This is a genomic window from Chitinophaga polysaccharea (assembly GCF_007829335.1).
Taxonomy (GTDB): Bacteria; Bacteroidota; Bacteroidia; order Chitinophagales; family Chitinophagaceae; genus Chitinophaga; species Chitinophaga polysaccharea_B.
The window spans coordinates 714994-731294 of record NZ_VIWO01000001.1; the positions used below are offsets into that span (position 1 = coordinate 714994).

A 16301-nucleotide genomic window follows, 5' to 3' on the forward strand; every position below is an offset into this window, starting at 1 on the left:
TACAACGGTATCAGGCCGTCGGAAGCAGGTGGAAAATTGCCCCTGTTTTTAGAGAAAAAATCGTAAAAGGGTTAAAAAATAAATGCGTCACATCAGTCCTATAGGGTATATAGACTTATTAAAACGAACAAATAACATTTTAAAAGGCCATGAAACCAGGACAAAAAAAAGCTGTCGACAAGAACGTCGACAGCTTTTGATCGTTCTTTAAAAGAGTCATCAGAATTTTGGAAGGTCAATCACCGGAGCTGTCCCGGTAGCAGGGCGTTCGAAGAGATCACCGTATTGGGCATTGGCAGGTTTAAAACCGCTGTTCCAGAGGTAGAACCAGCCGTTTTCTGAGCCGCCGCCGTAATCAATACGGTCTTTGGCTTTAGCCGTGGCATCGTTGGAGAACTTCGCTTTGGTGAGTTCTATCCACTCGCCGGTATTGGTTTTAATCCATTCGTTGCCAAAGTAGCCTTTGCGCCCGAGGTGGCCATTTTCGAAGGAAAAGTTTTCCAGGAAGGAATAAAGATGGCCCATGTATTTACCATCTTTAGGTGCGCGGAAACTGGCGATCAGCTTCCATTCATGATGTTCGGGAACATAGAAGTAAGCGGTATAAGTTGTGGTAGTACCGGAAGGTACGCTGTGCATCAGGAAACGATAGTTTTGACCCGCCTTCCAATCATATACCCAATGACTATGGCCACCAGTGCCCTCTCCTCCGAATCCGCTGGCAATAACGCTGTCGCCTTTTGCAAGCATAACTACCTGGTCTTCATATTTCACCTTGTTGCGTTCGTCAGGTTCTCCACCTGCATCCCAAACAGAAAAGATAATTCTTCTTTCGGTGGGAGAATTTACCTGCATACCGAAGTATCCGCGATGAAATCCGCAAGACATGAAATAGGTACCCAGTTTGTCTTCTCCGGCTGGTACTTTAATTTCTCCGTAAAACCATTCAACATTTTTCCCTTCGGGAACCGGATAGTTTAAGTGTACCGAAGCCGCACGGCGCCAAGGTTTGGGATTGTATTGAATGTTCTTGGTGGCAGTGCCGCTGAGGGTAACACCTTTTACATCTGCATATACTTTTCCTGTTTTAGTAATACCTTTAAGCGATACACAATAGAAGCCCGGTGTTTTAATTTTTGTTTGCAATGCCGGAACATTGGCATAGTCATTATTGTTAGGAATGCTAATTGTTTTTTCTATTCCATTTACAGACACAGAAATTTTGCTTTCAGCATCGGATTTTGCCTGAAGTGACACCTGTAGTGTACCAGCTGTGGCTACGTAGAAGTAAAAATTGACCGTGTTACTATTACCTGTCCAATCGACAACGCCATTTTTATAGTTGATCTCCACATTTTCTTCTGCCGGATCGGCGTAGGCGCTAAAGCCAGGAAGCATTACCGTGGGTGCTTGCGCAAAGATGTGATGGCTGGCCAGGCAAATCGCCAGCAATGTTGCCAGTAAGGTTTTTTGTTTCATTGTTCTTGAGTTGTAAGTCAACAAATAAAGCAGCATCTGTTTCTAAATGCAATCTTGCCGGCAAAAAATTACAAACGGATGAGAATGCGTGGATTTTTAACGCAGTATGCGCAGAAAAATGTACAATCGTCAGTCGCACTGAACGATTACAACAGCGTACTGGTATTGAGTTGGCAACGGGAATTATTTTTGAGCATGCGGAGGGTTGGGACAAGGTATTTATCTGCCGAAGGCAGCATTTAAAAACAACTTAAAAACGTATCATATGGAAAAGCAATTAACCAACAAGAAAATAGCAGTCGTAGTGGCTAATGGATTTGAGGAGGTAGAACTGACTCAGCCGGTGGAAGCATTGAAGAATGCAGGAGCCACAGTAGATATTATATCACCGGAGGAGAAGACCGTAAAGGCCTGGGCAGAAGAAGAATGGGGTAAGGACTACCCGGTAGATAAGCAGATTGGTTCGGTAGTGGCAGAAGACTATGATGCGCTGGTACTGCCGGGAGGAGTTATGAACCCGGATCACTTACGTACCAACGACCAGGTGATTTCGTTCATTACTGGTTTCTTCGACGAAAGAAAGCCAGTTGCGGCTATTTGTCATGGTCCATGGACGCTTATAGAAACGGGAGAATTGGATGGACGTAAAGTGACATCTTATAAATCGTTAAAAACCGACCTCCAGAATGCGGGGGCGTTGTGGGTAGATGAAGAAGTGGTTACAGACCAGGGATTGGTAACAAGTCGTACGCCTAAAGATCTGCCGGCATTTTGTAAGAAGATGATAGAGGAATTCATGGAAGGGCCACACACGGGAAGAAGTAATGATAAGAGGCAAGGAGGTGTTGACCCGCTGGGGTGATTTATTTTTTGCTTTTTTTCTTCTTGTATTTTACTTCCACATTCGCAATGCCGGTATTCAGCATGCCTATTTTGGAGGCGGCCTTATGTGATAGGTCTATGATTCGGCCAGCAACAAACGGTCCTCTGTCGTTGATGCGGACTTTCACGCTTTTACCATTGGCTACATTGGTGACGGTAACGCGTGTGCCAAATGGTAATGATTTATGGGCGGCTGTTAATCCTCGCTGGCGGAAGGTTTCCCCACTGGCGGTACGTTTGCCGTCGAAAGAATCGCCATAGTAGGATGCTTTCCCTTTTTCAACAATTTTCCGGCTACACGAAGAAGTAACCACCAGGAGTAAAGTAACGAGCAGTAACCACCAGCTACGGAATATGCGAGAAGGGATAGGTTTCATTGATAGCGATTTAGGCGATGCTATAAAAATAAAGCATTTTTTCATGCTTTCATTGAGCGGATGTCCGTAATTGATAAACTGTATTTTTCAATATAGCAGGAACGATGAGCCGGTGGAAGGGTTTGACAAAGAAAAAATAAAGTTTCCCCCAGGTGTTATTGTAGTGAACCGTAATAGTACATACCAGTTGCTGTGAAGTAGAATCTAACGGCTGGAGGTAGAGTGATACTCTGAAATTCAGATGCTTATCATCTTCTCCCAGGATTAATTCCTGGTCATTTTTATCAAGGATATTAAAAATACCGGCCTTTTCGCCAGGAACAAATGCGAGTTGCGGCCTGTTTTTGCGGTGTGGTGTTGTTTTAAGTCCCATCTGGCGCACAATGCCATCTCTTATGTGCATTAACTTCTTTACCCAGGAAGGTGTTGAAGAGAAAAAAGCATTGCCAGTTTGTTCTATGCTCACTGGTTGGGTGACGGGAATATTGGCCGCAAAAGAATCTTTATAATGGACCACACTCGGATGTTTATAGAGCAGGGAATTTCCTGGAAGAGAAGATTTGAAAGCAATCATAGCAGTATGCTTTTCTTTTTATAAAGATACGCCCGGAGTGCAAATAATTTTTATAGCAGGCGATGATTATTTAGTGCTGGCAGGTTGAACAATGTGAAAACAGGACTGTTTTATCCAGGTACATCAGAAAATCAGAACTTTATGGCAAAAAATGTGGCAGATCAATTGGTTGATATGCTGGCGAATGCCGGCGTTAAGCGTATTTATGCTGTTACCGGCGACAGTTTAAATCACATTAATGATGCGGTTCGCCGTGACGGAAGGATACAGTGGATACATGTAAGACACGAGGAAGTGGGTGCTTATGCAGCCAGTGCGGAGGCACAGTTAAATGGGCTGGCCTGTTGTGCCGGAAGCAGTGGGCCGGGGCATGTACACCTGATTAACGGTTTATATGATGCGCATCGTTCTGGTGCGCCGGTATTGGCGATTGCTTCTACCTGCGCCACCAATGAGTTTGGCAGTGATTATTTCCAGGAAACCAATACAATCAAGTTGTTTGATGACTGTAGCTGTTATAACCAGGTGGCGGCTACTGCGGAACAGGCGCCCAGGATGATGCAGGCGGCTTTACAACATGCGGTGCATAAGCATGGTGTAGCTGTATTGGGATTGCCGGGAGACGTAGCTGCGGCGGATGCCAGGGATATTCCTACTGCTACCCGGTTGTATCATCCCCGGCCAGTAGTATGTCCCTCTCCTGCTGATTTGCAACAGCTGGCAGCATTGTTGAACGATGCCGGAAAAATTGCCATTTATTGCGGTTTGGGTGCTGTAGAAGCCCATGATGAGGTGGTAGCATTGTCGCAGGTGTTGAAGGCACCGATCGCTTATTCCTTCCGGGCCAAAATGGGAATACAGTACAACAATCCTAATGAAGTAGGTATGACAGGCTTGCTGGGACTGGCCTCTGCCTATAGGAGCATGCATGAAGCAGATGTATTATTGCTGCTGGGAACAGATTTTCCTTATACGCCCTTTATTCCGGAAGACACCCAAATAGTACAAATAGATATACAACCGGAAAGACTGGGTCGCCGCGCTTCGCTGGAAATGGGGCTTTGCGGGGATATAGGAGATACGCTAAAAGCATTACTGCCACTGCTCAAAGAGCATACGGATAGCGACTTCCTGGACAGTATGCTTGCATTTTACAGGGAGGTAAAGAAGAAAATGCAGATCTATGTAGAAGATACCGGAAAAGAAGATGCCATCAGTCCAGAATTTGTAGCCACCGTACTTAACAGGATTGCAGCGGATGATGCCGTTTTTACGGTAGATACCGGGATGACGAATGTGTGGACGGCCCGGTACCTGGAGGGAACAGGAAAACGTACGTTGCTGGGATCCTTTAATCATGGTTCTATGGCCAATGCAATGCCCCAGGCAATAGGCGCCGCGCTGTCGCAGCCGGGCCGGGAAGTGTTTGCCTTATGCGGCGATGGCGGCTTAACAATGCTTTTAGGCGATTTGATGACGATTAAGCAGTATAAACTACCGATAAAAGTAATTGTGTTTAATAACCGCGCGCTAGGAATGGTGAAACTGGAAATGGAAGTTGCAGGGCTTCCTGACTGGCAAACGAATATGGAAAATCCCGATTTTGCTGCGGTAGCTGTAGCGATGGGATTCACCGCTTTTTCCATTCACAAGCCGGAAGAAGTAGAAAGTATATTATCCAAAGCGGGTAAAACAGAAGGGCCTGTGCTGGTGAATATCTTTACCAATCCCGAATCGCTGGCAATGCCACCGAAGATAGCGTTCTCACAAATGAAAGGATATGCATTGTGGATGGGAAAGCTGATATTAGGTGGCCGGTATGACGAAGTATTTGAGGCGGTGAAATCGAACTACAAGCACCTGAAAGATGTGTTGTAAGGAGTGTATTTACGAGGAGATGTCCTTTATAAGGCATCTCCCCGTAAATACTAATATTTTTAAAACGGATACCCGATGGCAATATTTAAGATCAGGTTTTTCTTGCGCCACTCGGGATCGCCGAAGTTGATTTTATTAATGACCCAGCGTTCATTTTCCGGGAGATAAGGAATGCGCAAAGGCATCGCCAGATCCAGGCGCACCACAACGATAGACGCATCAATGCGTAACCCCACGCCGCCACCAACGGCTATTTCCCTGTAGAAAGTATTAAATGTAAACTTACTGCCAGGTTTGTCTGGCACATCTTTTTGCAGCCAGATATTGCCGGCATCGATAAAGGCGGCCACATTGAATACGCTGGCAACGTGTACGCGGAGCTCTGAGTTGAATTCCAGTTTAATATCGCCCGCTTCGTTGGCCAGCAAGGCAGTGGTATCTACTGCTTTGTTATGATACGACCCGGGTCCGAGGGTACGTGCTCTGAAGGCCCGGATGCTACTGCTACCACCAGTGAAGAACTGTTTCACGAATGGCAGTGTGGAAGAGTTACCGTAGGGCAATCCGTACCCGATTAACAAACGATTCACCCATTGCTTTCCTTTGCCGATATGCCAATAGTGGCGCCCTTCTAGGGTGAACCTTTCATATTGTGCAAATGAGTTGCCTAATATCGTTTTTTGCCCGGTATCATTCCTTGGAATGACCAGCCCAGCAAGGTTTCCGGAGATATCAATATTACCGCTGAGATAGAAATTGTGTACCTGGTTGGGCCGTTGATTATTGTAAGTGATGGTATAGTTACCACCGAGAATAAATTGTTTTTCAATCGCAGATCGTTGACTGGGATCGTTGGCCAGGATACTATCGTAGGCGGCTGTTGTTTTCGTTGGTAGTACGTAAGTGATGGCGATAGGAGCAAAGATGTGGCTGAGGTATTGCGATTTCTGCCACAGGTATTGCAATTGTAATGTATATGCGTTAAGGTTATATAGGTCGGCTCGGCTATATAATTCATAGCTGGCGCTTATGCGGGTTTTAGGAACATAAGGAGTACGGATATTAAACCCTTTGATGGGGGTAATAAACCGGGGAAAGGTAACCGCTACTTCTGCCCCCAACCCATAAGAGTTAGAAGCGCCGGAAGATTTATTACCGGTTTGCCATTCCATACCACCCCTCAATCCTATTTCCAGTAGGGAAGCAGAATGAAGCCAGTTGCGATTTTTAGCCGTTATCTGTATCTGGGATCCAATAAATCCATTGGACTTAGAGGTACCCCGGAGTTCTGTTTGCAGGGAGCGCCGTTTGTAGGGAGTCAGGTAGAATTTAGCATCCAGCCAGCCACTGTCGAGCGATACGCGGTTATTAACCATGGCGCGGTAGTTGGTGGCCATGGAAGAATCCCTGAGATGGAGAGAATCCCGCCGGATAAAATTCCGGGAGGAGTTATCTCTCCTACCAGGTACCGCATTGGGATTGCCTCCGGTGATATTATGAATAGAGGTATCTCTTACAGGTGTAAACTGGCCTTTTACAAATTTGAAAACACCCAGATTGATCAGCCTTTGCAGGGTGATATTGTGAGAGCTGAGTCGGTATAAGCTATCGGGACGTAAAAATACGGAACGGTTGAAGGTGCTGGTTTTAAATCGTTTCACCGAATCAACAATATAAATGCCTCTATATTTTACGGGCGTACCGAGCGTAGAAGTAGAATCGTTATCCAGCGAGTAATCGGGGAATAACGTAATGTCGTGCATACGATATGGACGTAGTGCGAGCTGGGGCGTATTATCTTTAATTTTCACATACAGGTCTACTGTTCCGCTATTGGTACTATCAACCTGCACCAACAAATAATCTGGCGTAAAATAATAATAGCCCTGTTCTTTCAGTGCTGCGTGTATACGTTCCCGTTCGGCCTTTATGGAATCCAGCGAATAGGGCCGACCTACAATCAGCGAGCTTTCTTCTTTGGTATTGGCAACAGTTTTCCCAATGGCGCTGGTATCTGTGATGAAGGTAACGCTCTTGATAGTATAGCGATGATTGGGGGTGGCGGTGTAGGTAATAGATGCTTTTTTCTTACCGGAAAATTTAACGGCAGATGTTACATCAGCCTGGAAGTAGCCATTATCGACCAGGTATTCTTCCAGTACTTTTGAAGTATAATCGGGCTTGGCAGTGCTTAGCAGTACGGGCGGCTCTCCCCATTTTTTACGAAACAGGTAATTCAGCCCTTTTCCCTTAGGTTCTTTGCCCAGGTTGTATAACCAAAGTTTGATGGGCATTCCCAGGAATTTGCGATTTCTGTTGGGGCGGATTCTCTTTTCCAGGTTTTCTACCAGCGAGCTATAGTCCTTAGGCTTTTTATGGGTAACGGTATCATTGAGCCATTTCACTTCACTACCGGTATACAGGCGATCTCCCTCCGGCACACTGCGTGTGGTGCTACAGGAACTGATTACCAGGTATACCAGGCAACATACTGTACAGAGAATGATATGGTTACTTGCTTTTCCCATCGGGTGTAGTCGTATTATTATCTTTATTTTTTTTCTTATCGCGTAGTTTCTGCCTGGTGACCGCTGCTTTGGAGCGCTGCAGAATTTCCCGGAACTCGTCGTAGTCCATTACCAGGGCGAAGGCTACGCCAGTTTCTACTACCTGTCCATCAATCACCGTGGTATTGTCATTGCGTTGATACACACGAATTCTATAGCGTCCATCGCGGGTTAATTTATACTCCAGGGAGATATCTCCTATCAGGGAGCTGGCATTTTGTTGGGTACCCTGCAACATGATATTGGAACCAACGGAAACGGTTAAACGGTCGTTGAACAGCTGTTTGGAAGCGCCGACTTTCAGGTTGGTGCTTTCCTGGGCAGTGCCGGTAGAATAGTCTTCCTGGTTTTGCAGGTCGAAGTTGAGATCAACACCTTTGATCAGGTTACCAGCCAGGTTATTTAACTGTTGAGAGAGAATTTTACTCACGCTGTTTTTAGCTGCCTGTCCCACTCCTCCGCCAGAGCCTGCATCCAGGGTGCTCATTGGGTCGTCTGGAATAAATGTGTTGAGCACCAGGAGTCCCATCACTTGCTTGTTTAATTCGGACGGCACCTGGTTAATTTGTTTCAGGCGGTTATATGGGGTACCACTCAGGGTGTTCCTGTCTTTTTCTGGTAGATCGAGGCGGAAGCTGATATCTGGTTTGGCCAGGTTACCTTTGATCATCAGGTATACCAGGAACGGCATACGCTGTTTATACATATTGCGTTGTTCCTGCGTCATACTTTGCAGCTGGTCGGCTACGAGGTCATATGCGGGCGCGTTTACGGTGTACTTGGCGGTGATATCCAGGTCGGCATTGGTAGGATCGCCGTTGAAGGTAATGGAGCTACCCTTTTCAATATCGAAAGCGCGCTTGATTAGTTGGTTCAGCGACATTTCATATTTACCTTCTGTTATTTCGTACCGGCCGGTCAGGCTCATTTTGCTACTGGGGTCCAGTGTGGCATTGATGTTGGCGGTACCTTTTGCCTGTACAAAGTCACCGTTTTGCTGATCGATGATGATTTTGAGAATGGACTCAGGTGTAATCTCCAGGTTACCGGATAAATACATGCCTTTCAGGCGGGTAGTATGGTATTTGAGGCTGTCTCGTTTGGCCAGCATGGCAGAATCGACCGGGTTTGACATATCCACAAATTCTACCACTCCTTCCCTATTTGCCAGGCCGGGTTCATCCTGTGGCAGCATCATAGTAACGCTGGACTTATCGCGGAGCTTCACCGTGGCATCGATCCGCGGGAGGTCCAGGGTTCCTCGTATTTTTATTTTGCTATCGATAAAGGCGGGGCCATAAATCCATTGATCGGGGCTTTGCTGTTTGCCCAGGGCCATAAAATTGTCGGCCGTAACATTCAGGTTGAAGCGATAGTTGGTCAGGTCCTTTGTATTGATGCGACCATCCACTACCAGCTCATTGTTGAGACTGTCGGCGATAACAAGATTATTCAATTGTATCCCGTTTTCGTCAATCAAGATATCTTCATCGGGCAGATGAAAGGTGCTGCCAATCATGGTCACCATGCCCTGAGCATTATTGAAATGTAAATGGCCGGTTACCTGTGGAGCTGAAGCCGTTCCCGAGATATTGAACTGGCCGTTGGCGCTACCCGACATCCGGGTAACGTTGCCCATTGTAAAGGGCTCCAGTGCTGCCATATTCAACTTGTTGATATTCAATTGTCCAGTGATGATGCTGTCGTAAGTACCATTTACTTTGATATCGTTGTCGTTGCCTGTCAGATCAGCCGTTAACTGGTATTGAGATGGGCTGGTATTTTCCACATTGGCGTGGAGATTTCCCATGCATGTGTTCTTTACCGTTAGGCTGTCGATATTCAGGTTGGCGTGTATCAGCGGAGACTTATCCCAGTTATGTACCGTGGCGTCAGCATTCAGTATACCATTGGCCAGCAAGGTATCTGTAGCCAGCAGGCCTGTAATGGTAGATAGCTGGAAATTGGCAATATTTGCCTGTAGCGCAGGAACCGCGCTGCTGTCGGGTTGGGTAGCTATCTGTATAGATTGGGCGCCATGCGATAGCTTGATGTTCGCCGTATCTGGCGCGCCATTTTTAATGCGGAGGATATTGTTGTCGGCTACCATCCAAGTTTGTTTGTTTAACAGGAGTCCCGGTTTAAGTGATAACTCCATAGCATTTTCCTTCAGGAAGGTAAAGATGCCGCCCAGTTGATATTTGGGACGCCGTTTTACGTCATCCAGCTCGAGGTCGAAGTCGACTTTGCCGGTGTTGGCTGTGGCCTTCAGGAAAGTATGATAAAGAGGAAAAGAAGGGTGTTGCATCCGCGAGAGCGCCACGTAGGTTTGCATGGAGGTATCTATAATCCGGGCAAACAAGCGTAGGCTATCTATCTGCAAGGAGTCGTATTTAACCCGCGGCAGATTGGCGCTCAATGCCAGGAGGCTACTGTCGCTGTTTAGCCGCCCGTTCATTACCAGCGGCACTTCCATGTGGAGGGCAGGCATGAGGCCCTGCAGGTTTTTAGGCCATATCAGCGAGGCGTTCCAGGTCAGCTGCTGACCGGTGGGAATGCTGATGTTATTGGAATCCGCTGGCAACAGGGGTTTGTTAATAACCCCGGCAAATGCGCTGCCTACTTTTCTATAGTCAATATGTCCATTGGCGTTTATTAGTCCCAATGGGCTTTTGAGCGTAATGTATTGTTGGTCTGTATACTGTGCAAGCAGGGAAATACTGTCTAATGGAAACACCTGGCCTTTGGTAGCAATTTGCCATTTGGTAAGGAAGGCCTTTCCTTCTACCCATTCGGGTTCAATGCTGCTGAAATCGGCCAACAGGTTGCCTTGCAGTGTCAATGGTTCGGTATACCAGTGTGTGGCGAAGAGGTCAGCTTTGGTCAAGGCCATATCTACTTTCAGGTTGTGAATCGTAGTATCCGACAACTGGCCATTTATATTGAAAGTGGCTTCCACATTGCTATCGGCGCTCTCTCCCTGGGCATCGAATGTTCCTTTGTCAATGCCGGCGTTGATATTAATGTCGTTATACGTATAGGTGTTATAGGTAGCTTCTGTTAACTGGAGACTGGCTTTAGCGGCCATTTGTTTCAACGTATAGCCCTCCCCGGTAGCGCTCAATTTTCCGGCTACCCATCCCATGGTGGTGTCATAGAGCATAATGCCCGGATTGGCCCGGAAATAAGGGATGCTTATGGTGTAGCTACTACGGATACTATCTGTAATGTTTACCAGTTGAGCATTGATATTGGCGTTGGCATAGTCACTTTTCAGTTGCAGCTGCGTGACAAGATTTTTAATACCCCCTTTAAACATACCGGTGATCAGTATATGCTCCGGAAGCCGGGGTGTATCAGGAAGTGTACCTGCAGGCAGCCATGAGCGCAGGGCTTTATTACCGGATTGTATATACAGATTAGGCAGATTGGCGTTGAGAAGATTAGTGTTGGTAGCATGCAACACCTGGCCATCGTTGGCTTTGATTAAGTTCCCTTGCTGATCGTTGAGGTACAGTTGTTTGATGTTTAGTTCTCCCAGGGTACCTTTTAGTATAGCCGCTACTGTTAGTTCTTTTTTCCACAATGGCGCAAAAGATTTGTTTTTGCGGGCATCTGGAACAAAGGGCAACCACTCTCCCAGTGCTATGTGTACGGAGTCGAGATTGGCATCGAGCCCCAGCTGATCCAGGTTATTGGAAATACCTGACCAGGAGGGAACGGTTACCAGTATTTGTTTGCGAAGAATGCTTTTATTGGTTTGTAGCAGGAAGTTGCGAAGCGCCAGGGAATGAGGTGTAAAAAGGATATCCATATTGGCTTTATGGATAGCAAAACCGGATTTATCCTGGGCTGCCAGCGTTTTAATATCCAGGGAGATGCTATCGGGTGCATAACGGATATTATGGATTTTACTGGAGAAGCGGGTCAGGAACAGGTGATTATAGTCCGGGTCGGGGCCAGCAGCTTTCGGGGCCGGACCACCGTTGTCGTAGCGCATGGACAGCTTATCCAGGTTTATCTGGGTAGCCAATACCTGCCAGGCATTGGGAGTGGTGTCTTTGGGCGTGGACGGCACGGTGTCTTTTCCTGGAACCATCATCAGCATACCATGGGTATTGCTGATGGCCAGATCTCCTACCTGTATGCGGGTGGAATCCTGATCCAGGCTGCTATTTCGTAGTAATAGTGCGCCTATATGCCAGGCGGTGTTAATACCTATCCCGTCGTCTGCATATACAAAGCTGCTATTATTGAGTTGAAGTTTTTTCAGCAGCAGGTGCAGGGAGGCATTGTTGGTATCTGCCGGTGGTGGTGGCGGTGCAGCCGTGGTAATGGCAGGCCCGGTATAGGTTTGGCGGAAAAAGCCTTTCAATCCATCCAGGGTAATGCCTCTAAATGCATAAATGCCATCATCTATTAGCAGGTCGTCCGGATCTATCTGGAGATTATCCCAGGTGAGTACCGCATGCATGCCGCCGGGGTCATCGAGATAACTCATTTTGACTTTGCGGAGGGAAATATCCTTGAGCAGAAACTGCATGGTAGTCCCGGTTTTGGGGGAGATAGTATCCGGTTTGGAAGATGGGGTGACGAAAGCATCTACCGCGAACTGGTAGTTAAAGGTGGAGTCACCGGGATGCCGGTAAACGTTTATTACCAGGGTATCCCATTCCAGCTTATCGATTTTCAGCTCGTTGCTGATCAGGGATAGCAGGTTATAGTGCACTTTCAGGGAGCCGGAATATAATAGCGCCTGGTTGGAAGTGTCGGCCACATACACATTGCGGAGTTCGAGATACTGCCAGCCCCGTGCCCTGAGGTAACCAATCTGTACTTTAGTGTGTAATTTTTTTCGCAGGTATAGTTCCCCTTGTTGTCTCAGGTAGTTTTGAACGCCATCCAGTTGTAACAATAAAACGACCATTACGGGCAAAAGGAGCACCGCAACAATTATCCATATTAGCCATCGCCACCAGGGGCGGCCGTGTTTTTCTCCGGTTTCTGCTGGTTCTGTCACTAGGTTATATTACAAAAATTCAATTACAGAATATAAACGCAAAAGCACGCTTATAGTTTACTTTGCCGGTAGGATAGTGTAACCGGGGCCCACGCCGGGGGGTACAACAAAATCCATACCTGTAGGATATAGGAATGAAATAGTTATTGCAAGAATACATTAAATACGGTAACGGACACACTATTTTGGGAAAATAGTAAAAGGAAGGGACCTAAAATACCGCGATTGATGAAACTAAAGATGGATCGGACGGGAATTATTGCGGCCTATTTTTTTGATGATTGGCTAAGGGCTTGTTGGTTTTCTTTTTTAATTCTTCGCTTTACCTTATCAACATCTTCCGATCTGGGAAGATTCTCTGGTTTGACACCGCGGTCGAGCAGTAATTTTCTAACGGCGGTATTGTTATCTACATGTTCATCCGTAATACTGGCTTCGCCGTGAAGGTTTTTTTCGATGACGTTATGGCTGGTGATACCTGTTGCCAATGCTTTTGGCCTGAATTGTTAATGTTGGAAGAAAATCCGCCAGGGGCCGATTGTCCGGTACCGCCAGTTTTTTCTTCATGTCGTGGGTGGAAAACCAGCCAAATAGTGCTTTATCGCCTTTAGACCTGATATTGGCAAATCCTTTTTCATCCACCCCCCTTTCATAGGCGATACCAGATAGTATTTTTTCTGACCGGGACAATTTTTCCCGTTCTTTAATGCGGTCAATGTCCAATAATCGTTTTTCAATGATTTCCTGTTTGCGGGACTGAACGGCAAAGTAGGTTTGCGCAAACGCGATCGGATCTTTTTGAGCGTCGCCATTTTGAGCAATGAGGTAACAGGCGTAGCGGGTGAGGGCAAAATCTTGCAATGCTCTTTGGCCTCCTTTTGGTGTATTTATCGTTTTCGTGATATCACGAAAATGATCCAAAATAGCCACCCCGCTGTTTTCGCAAGAGATTCTCGCTTTTTCAATAACCTTAAAGAAGTTTTCCCATCTTTGATAGCCAAGAATGGGTTGCAATTCCCGCGCACTCCAGCACTCTACCTCTTGATGTAAATAACACGCCTGCTCAAACTGAGCAAACAACGCATCAATCAATTCTTTTTTCATGAAAAGAAGATTTAAAATGATCTCACAAAATTGTGAGGCATGAAGATAAAACTGTGGAGAATGGTAATGGTTAATGAGAGTTAAACAATATCAAATTGAAAGAAACTATTGAATTACCGGTTTATTCCGTTCATTGAACCGGTAAATATAATTAACCAGCTGACCTTTCTTTTCCTTATCTGCCCTGAATTCATCCAGTAGGGTGCTGTCCTGGGGAAGTATGTATTTCCGGAGATTATAGGCAGATAATTCCAGTACCTCGCCGGTAACGATGTTCAATACTTTCCGGAGTACTACAGGGGTACTGATACTGTTGACGGTCATGTCGGCCTGGTTCACATAGCTGGGGGAAGGCTGGATGGCGTGGAGGGTATAGACGCAGTAATAGCCGATGGTTTCCAGCTTATTCAGCCCGTTATCTTTTATGTAAATGTTAATCCCATCGCAATATCCCCAATAATTTTTCACTTTATGTTCCTGGCCGGCGTCATCGCGAAGTACGAGTTCATTCCGGTTGGCCAGCAGGTAAATCTGTGCGGCGGTACTGCGGTTTTTAATCAGGAGGTTGCCTTCTTCTGAGGGGCTATTGGTTTGAAATTCAGCAAAGGTCCTATAGACACCTTTCTTTAAGGGGCCATTGTTGATGAGCACAGTGTGTTGAGCCGTCTGTGCTGTCACAGCGGTTGCTATCCATAAAAGGCTCCATAAACACAGCAGATATTTCATTGTCAGCAAAAGTATTTGGTTTCGGGTGTGTTAGGGGGCAGAAATAGCTGAATGGGGGCATTATTTCTACTGATGTAGGTTTTGTGTCTTTAAAAGACGGCAGCGGTATTTTTAAAAAATTATAGGCCGGGTAAAAACCCGGCCCGGCTGAAGGTTACAACAAAATCTAAACCTGCTTATGAGAAAAAAGGTAATAATAATTTATAATGCCATTGCCTGCAGTGAATGGTCTTTGCTTTCCAGTTGAGAGCTACCCATGAGGAACTCATCTACTTTTCTGGCGCACTCACGACCTTCGCTAATAGCCCATACCACCAGGGATTGACCACGGCGCATATCGCCGGCAGTGAACACTTTAGGAATGGAGGTCAGGTAATCTTTTTCGGTCGCTTTTACGTTACCGCGTTCATCTTTTTCAACTTCCAGCTGATCCAGTAACCCGGTATGCTGGGGATGTAAGAAGCCCATGGCCAGTAATGCCAGTTCGCAAGGTACATCTCTTTCAGATCCAGGTACTTCCGTGAATTTCGCTGGGCGGCCATCGGTGCTGGCGGTCCATTGCAGGTCTACCAGGCGTAAGGCTTTCAAGTGGCCATTGTCATCGCCGATAAAGGCTTTGGTAGCGATGGCCCATTTACGGTCTGCTCCTTCTTCATGAGAAGAAGAGGTTTTTAATACCATCGGGTAGGTTGGCCATGGCATATATGGTGTACGCTCGCCCGGAGGTTTTGGTAATAATTCGAGTTGTGTAACGCTGACAGCGCCGTGACGGTTGCTGGTTCCTACACAGTCAGAACCAGTATCACCCCCACCAATTACTACTACGTTTTTACCGGTAGCCAGGATGTCTTTACCATCTACGGGTCTGTTACTTACTCTTTTGTTCTGCTGTTTCAGGAAGTCCATGGCATAATGAACGCCTTTCAATTCCCGGCCTGGGATGTTCAGATCGCGGGGAATGGTAGAGCCACCTGCCAGTACAATAGCATTGTACTCTCTCAGGAGATCATTAGTGCTAACGTTAACGCCTACGTTGGCATTGCATTGAAATACCACTCCTTCTTCTTCCATCAGTTTTACACGGCGTTCCACCACCCATTTTTCCAATTTGAAATCGGGGATACCGTAGCGTAATAAGCCGCCGGGGGCATCATCTCTTTCAAATACGGTAACGGAGTGACCGGCATAGTTCAGCTGTGCTGCTGCTGCCAGTCCGGCGGGACCGGAGCCAATTACGGCTATTTTTTTGCCTGTGCGCAGGCGAGGTGCTTTCGCCTGCACCAGGCCTTTATCGAAGGCAACTTCAATAATATGTTTTTCTATTTCCTCAATGGCTACCGGTGGCTGGTTTATTCCCAGCACACAGGCACTTTCACAGGGCGCCGGACAGATACGTCCGGTAAACTCCGGGAAGTTATTGGTGGAAGTAAGAATATCGTAAGCATTTTGCCAGTCCTGACGATATACAGCGTCATTGAATTCGGGTATCACGTTACCCAGCGGGCATCCGCTGTGGCAAAAAGGTACGCCGCAGTTCATACAACGAGCTGCTTGCTGGTTCAATTTATTTTCCGGGTAGCGTTCTACAAATTCATTATAGTGTCCAACCCTTTCCCGGGGATCCGCTTTCCCGGGCAGCTCGCGTGTAAATTCCAGGAATCCTGTAGGTTTACCCATAATTTTCCTCCACAAGT

12 protein-coding genes are annotated in these 16301 nt (G+C 46.5%); 3 read left to right on the forward strand and 9 right to left on the reverse strand.

Annotated elements, in window-relative coordinates:
- Positions 1-219: 219 nt before the first annotated feature.
- Positions 220-1479, reverse strand: coding sequence for a DUF3472 domain-containing protein (locus tag FHW36_RS03070; RefSeq protein WP_186452286.1), 1260 nt, complete (start codon positions 1477-1479; stop codon positions 220-222).
- 84 nt (positions 1480-1563) lie between these two features.
- On the opposite strand from FHW36_RS03070, the gene FHW36_RS30405 reads away from it, so the two are divergent.
- Both FHW36_RS30405 and FHW36_RS03075 read left to right on the forward strand, forming a co-directional pair.
- Positions 1564-1722: a hypothetical protein gene (locus FHW36_RS30405; protein ID WP_186452287.1), complete on the forward strand. Its 159-nt coding sequence runs from the start codon at positions 1564-1566 to the stop codon at positions 1720-1722.
- A 22-nt stretch (positions 1723-1744) separates the two neighbouring features.
- Positions 1745-2341, forward strand: a complete 597-nt coding sequence (locus FHW36_RS03075) for a type 1 glutamine amidotransferase domain-containing protein (protein WP_145662040.1) — start codon at positions 1745-1747, stop codon at positions 2339-2341.
- A 1-nt stretch (position 2342) separates the two neighbouring features.
- Here the strand turns inward: FHW36_RS03075 and FHW36_RS03080 are convergent, their stop codons facing one another.
- Both FHW36_RS03080 and FHW36_RS03085 read right to left on the reverse strand, forming a co-directional pair.
- Complete coding sequence (locus tag FHW36_RS03080; protein WP_145662043.1) at positions 2343-2738, reverse strand: septal ring lytic transglycosylase RlpA family protein; 396 nt, start codon at positions 2736-2738, stop codon at positions 2343-2345.
- Positions 2739-2787: 49 nt separating this feature from the next.
- Positions 2788-3312, reverse strand: coding sequence for a DUF2867 domain-containing protein (locus FHW36_RS03085; RefSeq protein WP_145662046.1), 525 nt, complete (start codon positions 3310-3312; stop codon positions 2788-2790).
- A 141-nt stretch (positions 3313-3453) separates the two neighbouring features.
- Here FHW36_RS03085 and FHW36_RS03090 point away from each other — a divergent pair, with 141 nt between their 5' ends.
- Complete coding sequence (locus FHW36_RS03090; protein WP_145662053.1) at positions 3454-5190, forward strand: thiamine pyrophosphate-dependent enzyme; 1737 nt, start codon at positions 3454-3456, stop codon at positions 5188-5190.
- A gap of 59 nt (positions 5191-5249) precedes the next feature.
- Here the strand turns inward: FHW36_RS03090 and tamL are convergent, their stop codons facing one another.
- The 6 genes from tamL to FHW36_RS03115 all read right to left on the reverse strand — a co-directional run bounded on the left by tamL (position 5250) and on the right by FHW36_RS03115 (position 16284).
- Entirely contained in the window at positions 5250-7718 is a 2469-nt protein-coding gene (tamL, locus tag FHW36_RS03095) for a translocation and assembly module lipoprotein TamL (RefSeq protein WP_145662056.1), read from the reverse strand.
- Positions 7702-12777, reverse strand: a complete 5076-nt coding sequence (locus tag FHW36_RS03100) for a translocation/assembly module TamB domain-containing protein (RefSeq protein ID WP_145662059.1) — start codon at positions 12775-12777, stop codon at positions 7702-7704. The genes tamL and FHW36_RS03100 overlap by 17 nt, the downstream gene beginning before the upstream one ends.
- A 266-nt stretch (positions 12778-13043) precedes the next feature.
- The gene (locus FHW36_RS30660) at positions 13044-13265 is read right to left on the reverse strand and encodes a hypothetical protein (protein WP_222428982.1); all 222 of its coding nucleotides are present in this window, start codon (positions 13263-13265) and stop codon (positions 13044-13046) included.
- Positions 13240-13881 (reverse strand): DNA damage-inducible protein D, encoded by a 642-nt coding sequence (gene dinD / locus FHW36_RS03105; RefSeq protein WP_222428983.1) that lies wholly within the window; start codon positions 13879-13881, stop codon positions 13240-13242. Before dinD ends, FHW36_RS30660 begins: the two co-directional genes overlap by 26 nt.
- A 105-nt stretch (positions 13882-13986) precedes the next feature.
- Positions 13987-14607: a hypothetical protein gene (locus tag FHW36_RS03110; RefSeq protein WP_145662062.1), complete on the reverse strand. Its 621-nt coding sequence runs from the start codon at positions 14605-14607 to the stop codon at positions 13987-13989.
- 201 nt (positions 14608-14808) lie between these two features.
- Positions 14809-16284 carry a glutamate synthase subunit beta gene (locus FHW36_RS03115; RefSeq protein WP_145662065.1) on the reverse strand — a complete coding sequence of 492 codons (1476 nt, stop codon included), beginning with the start codon at positions 16282-16284 and terminating at the stop codon, positions 14809-14811.
- Between the last annotated feature and the right edge of the window lie 17 nt (positions 16285-16301).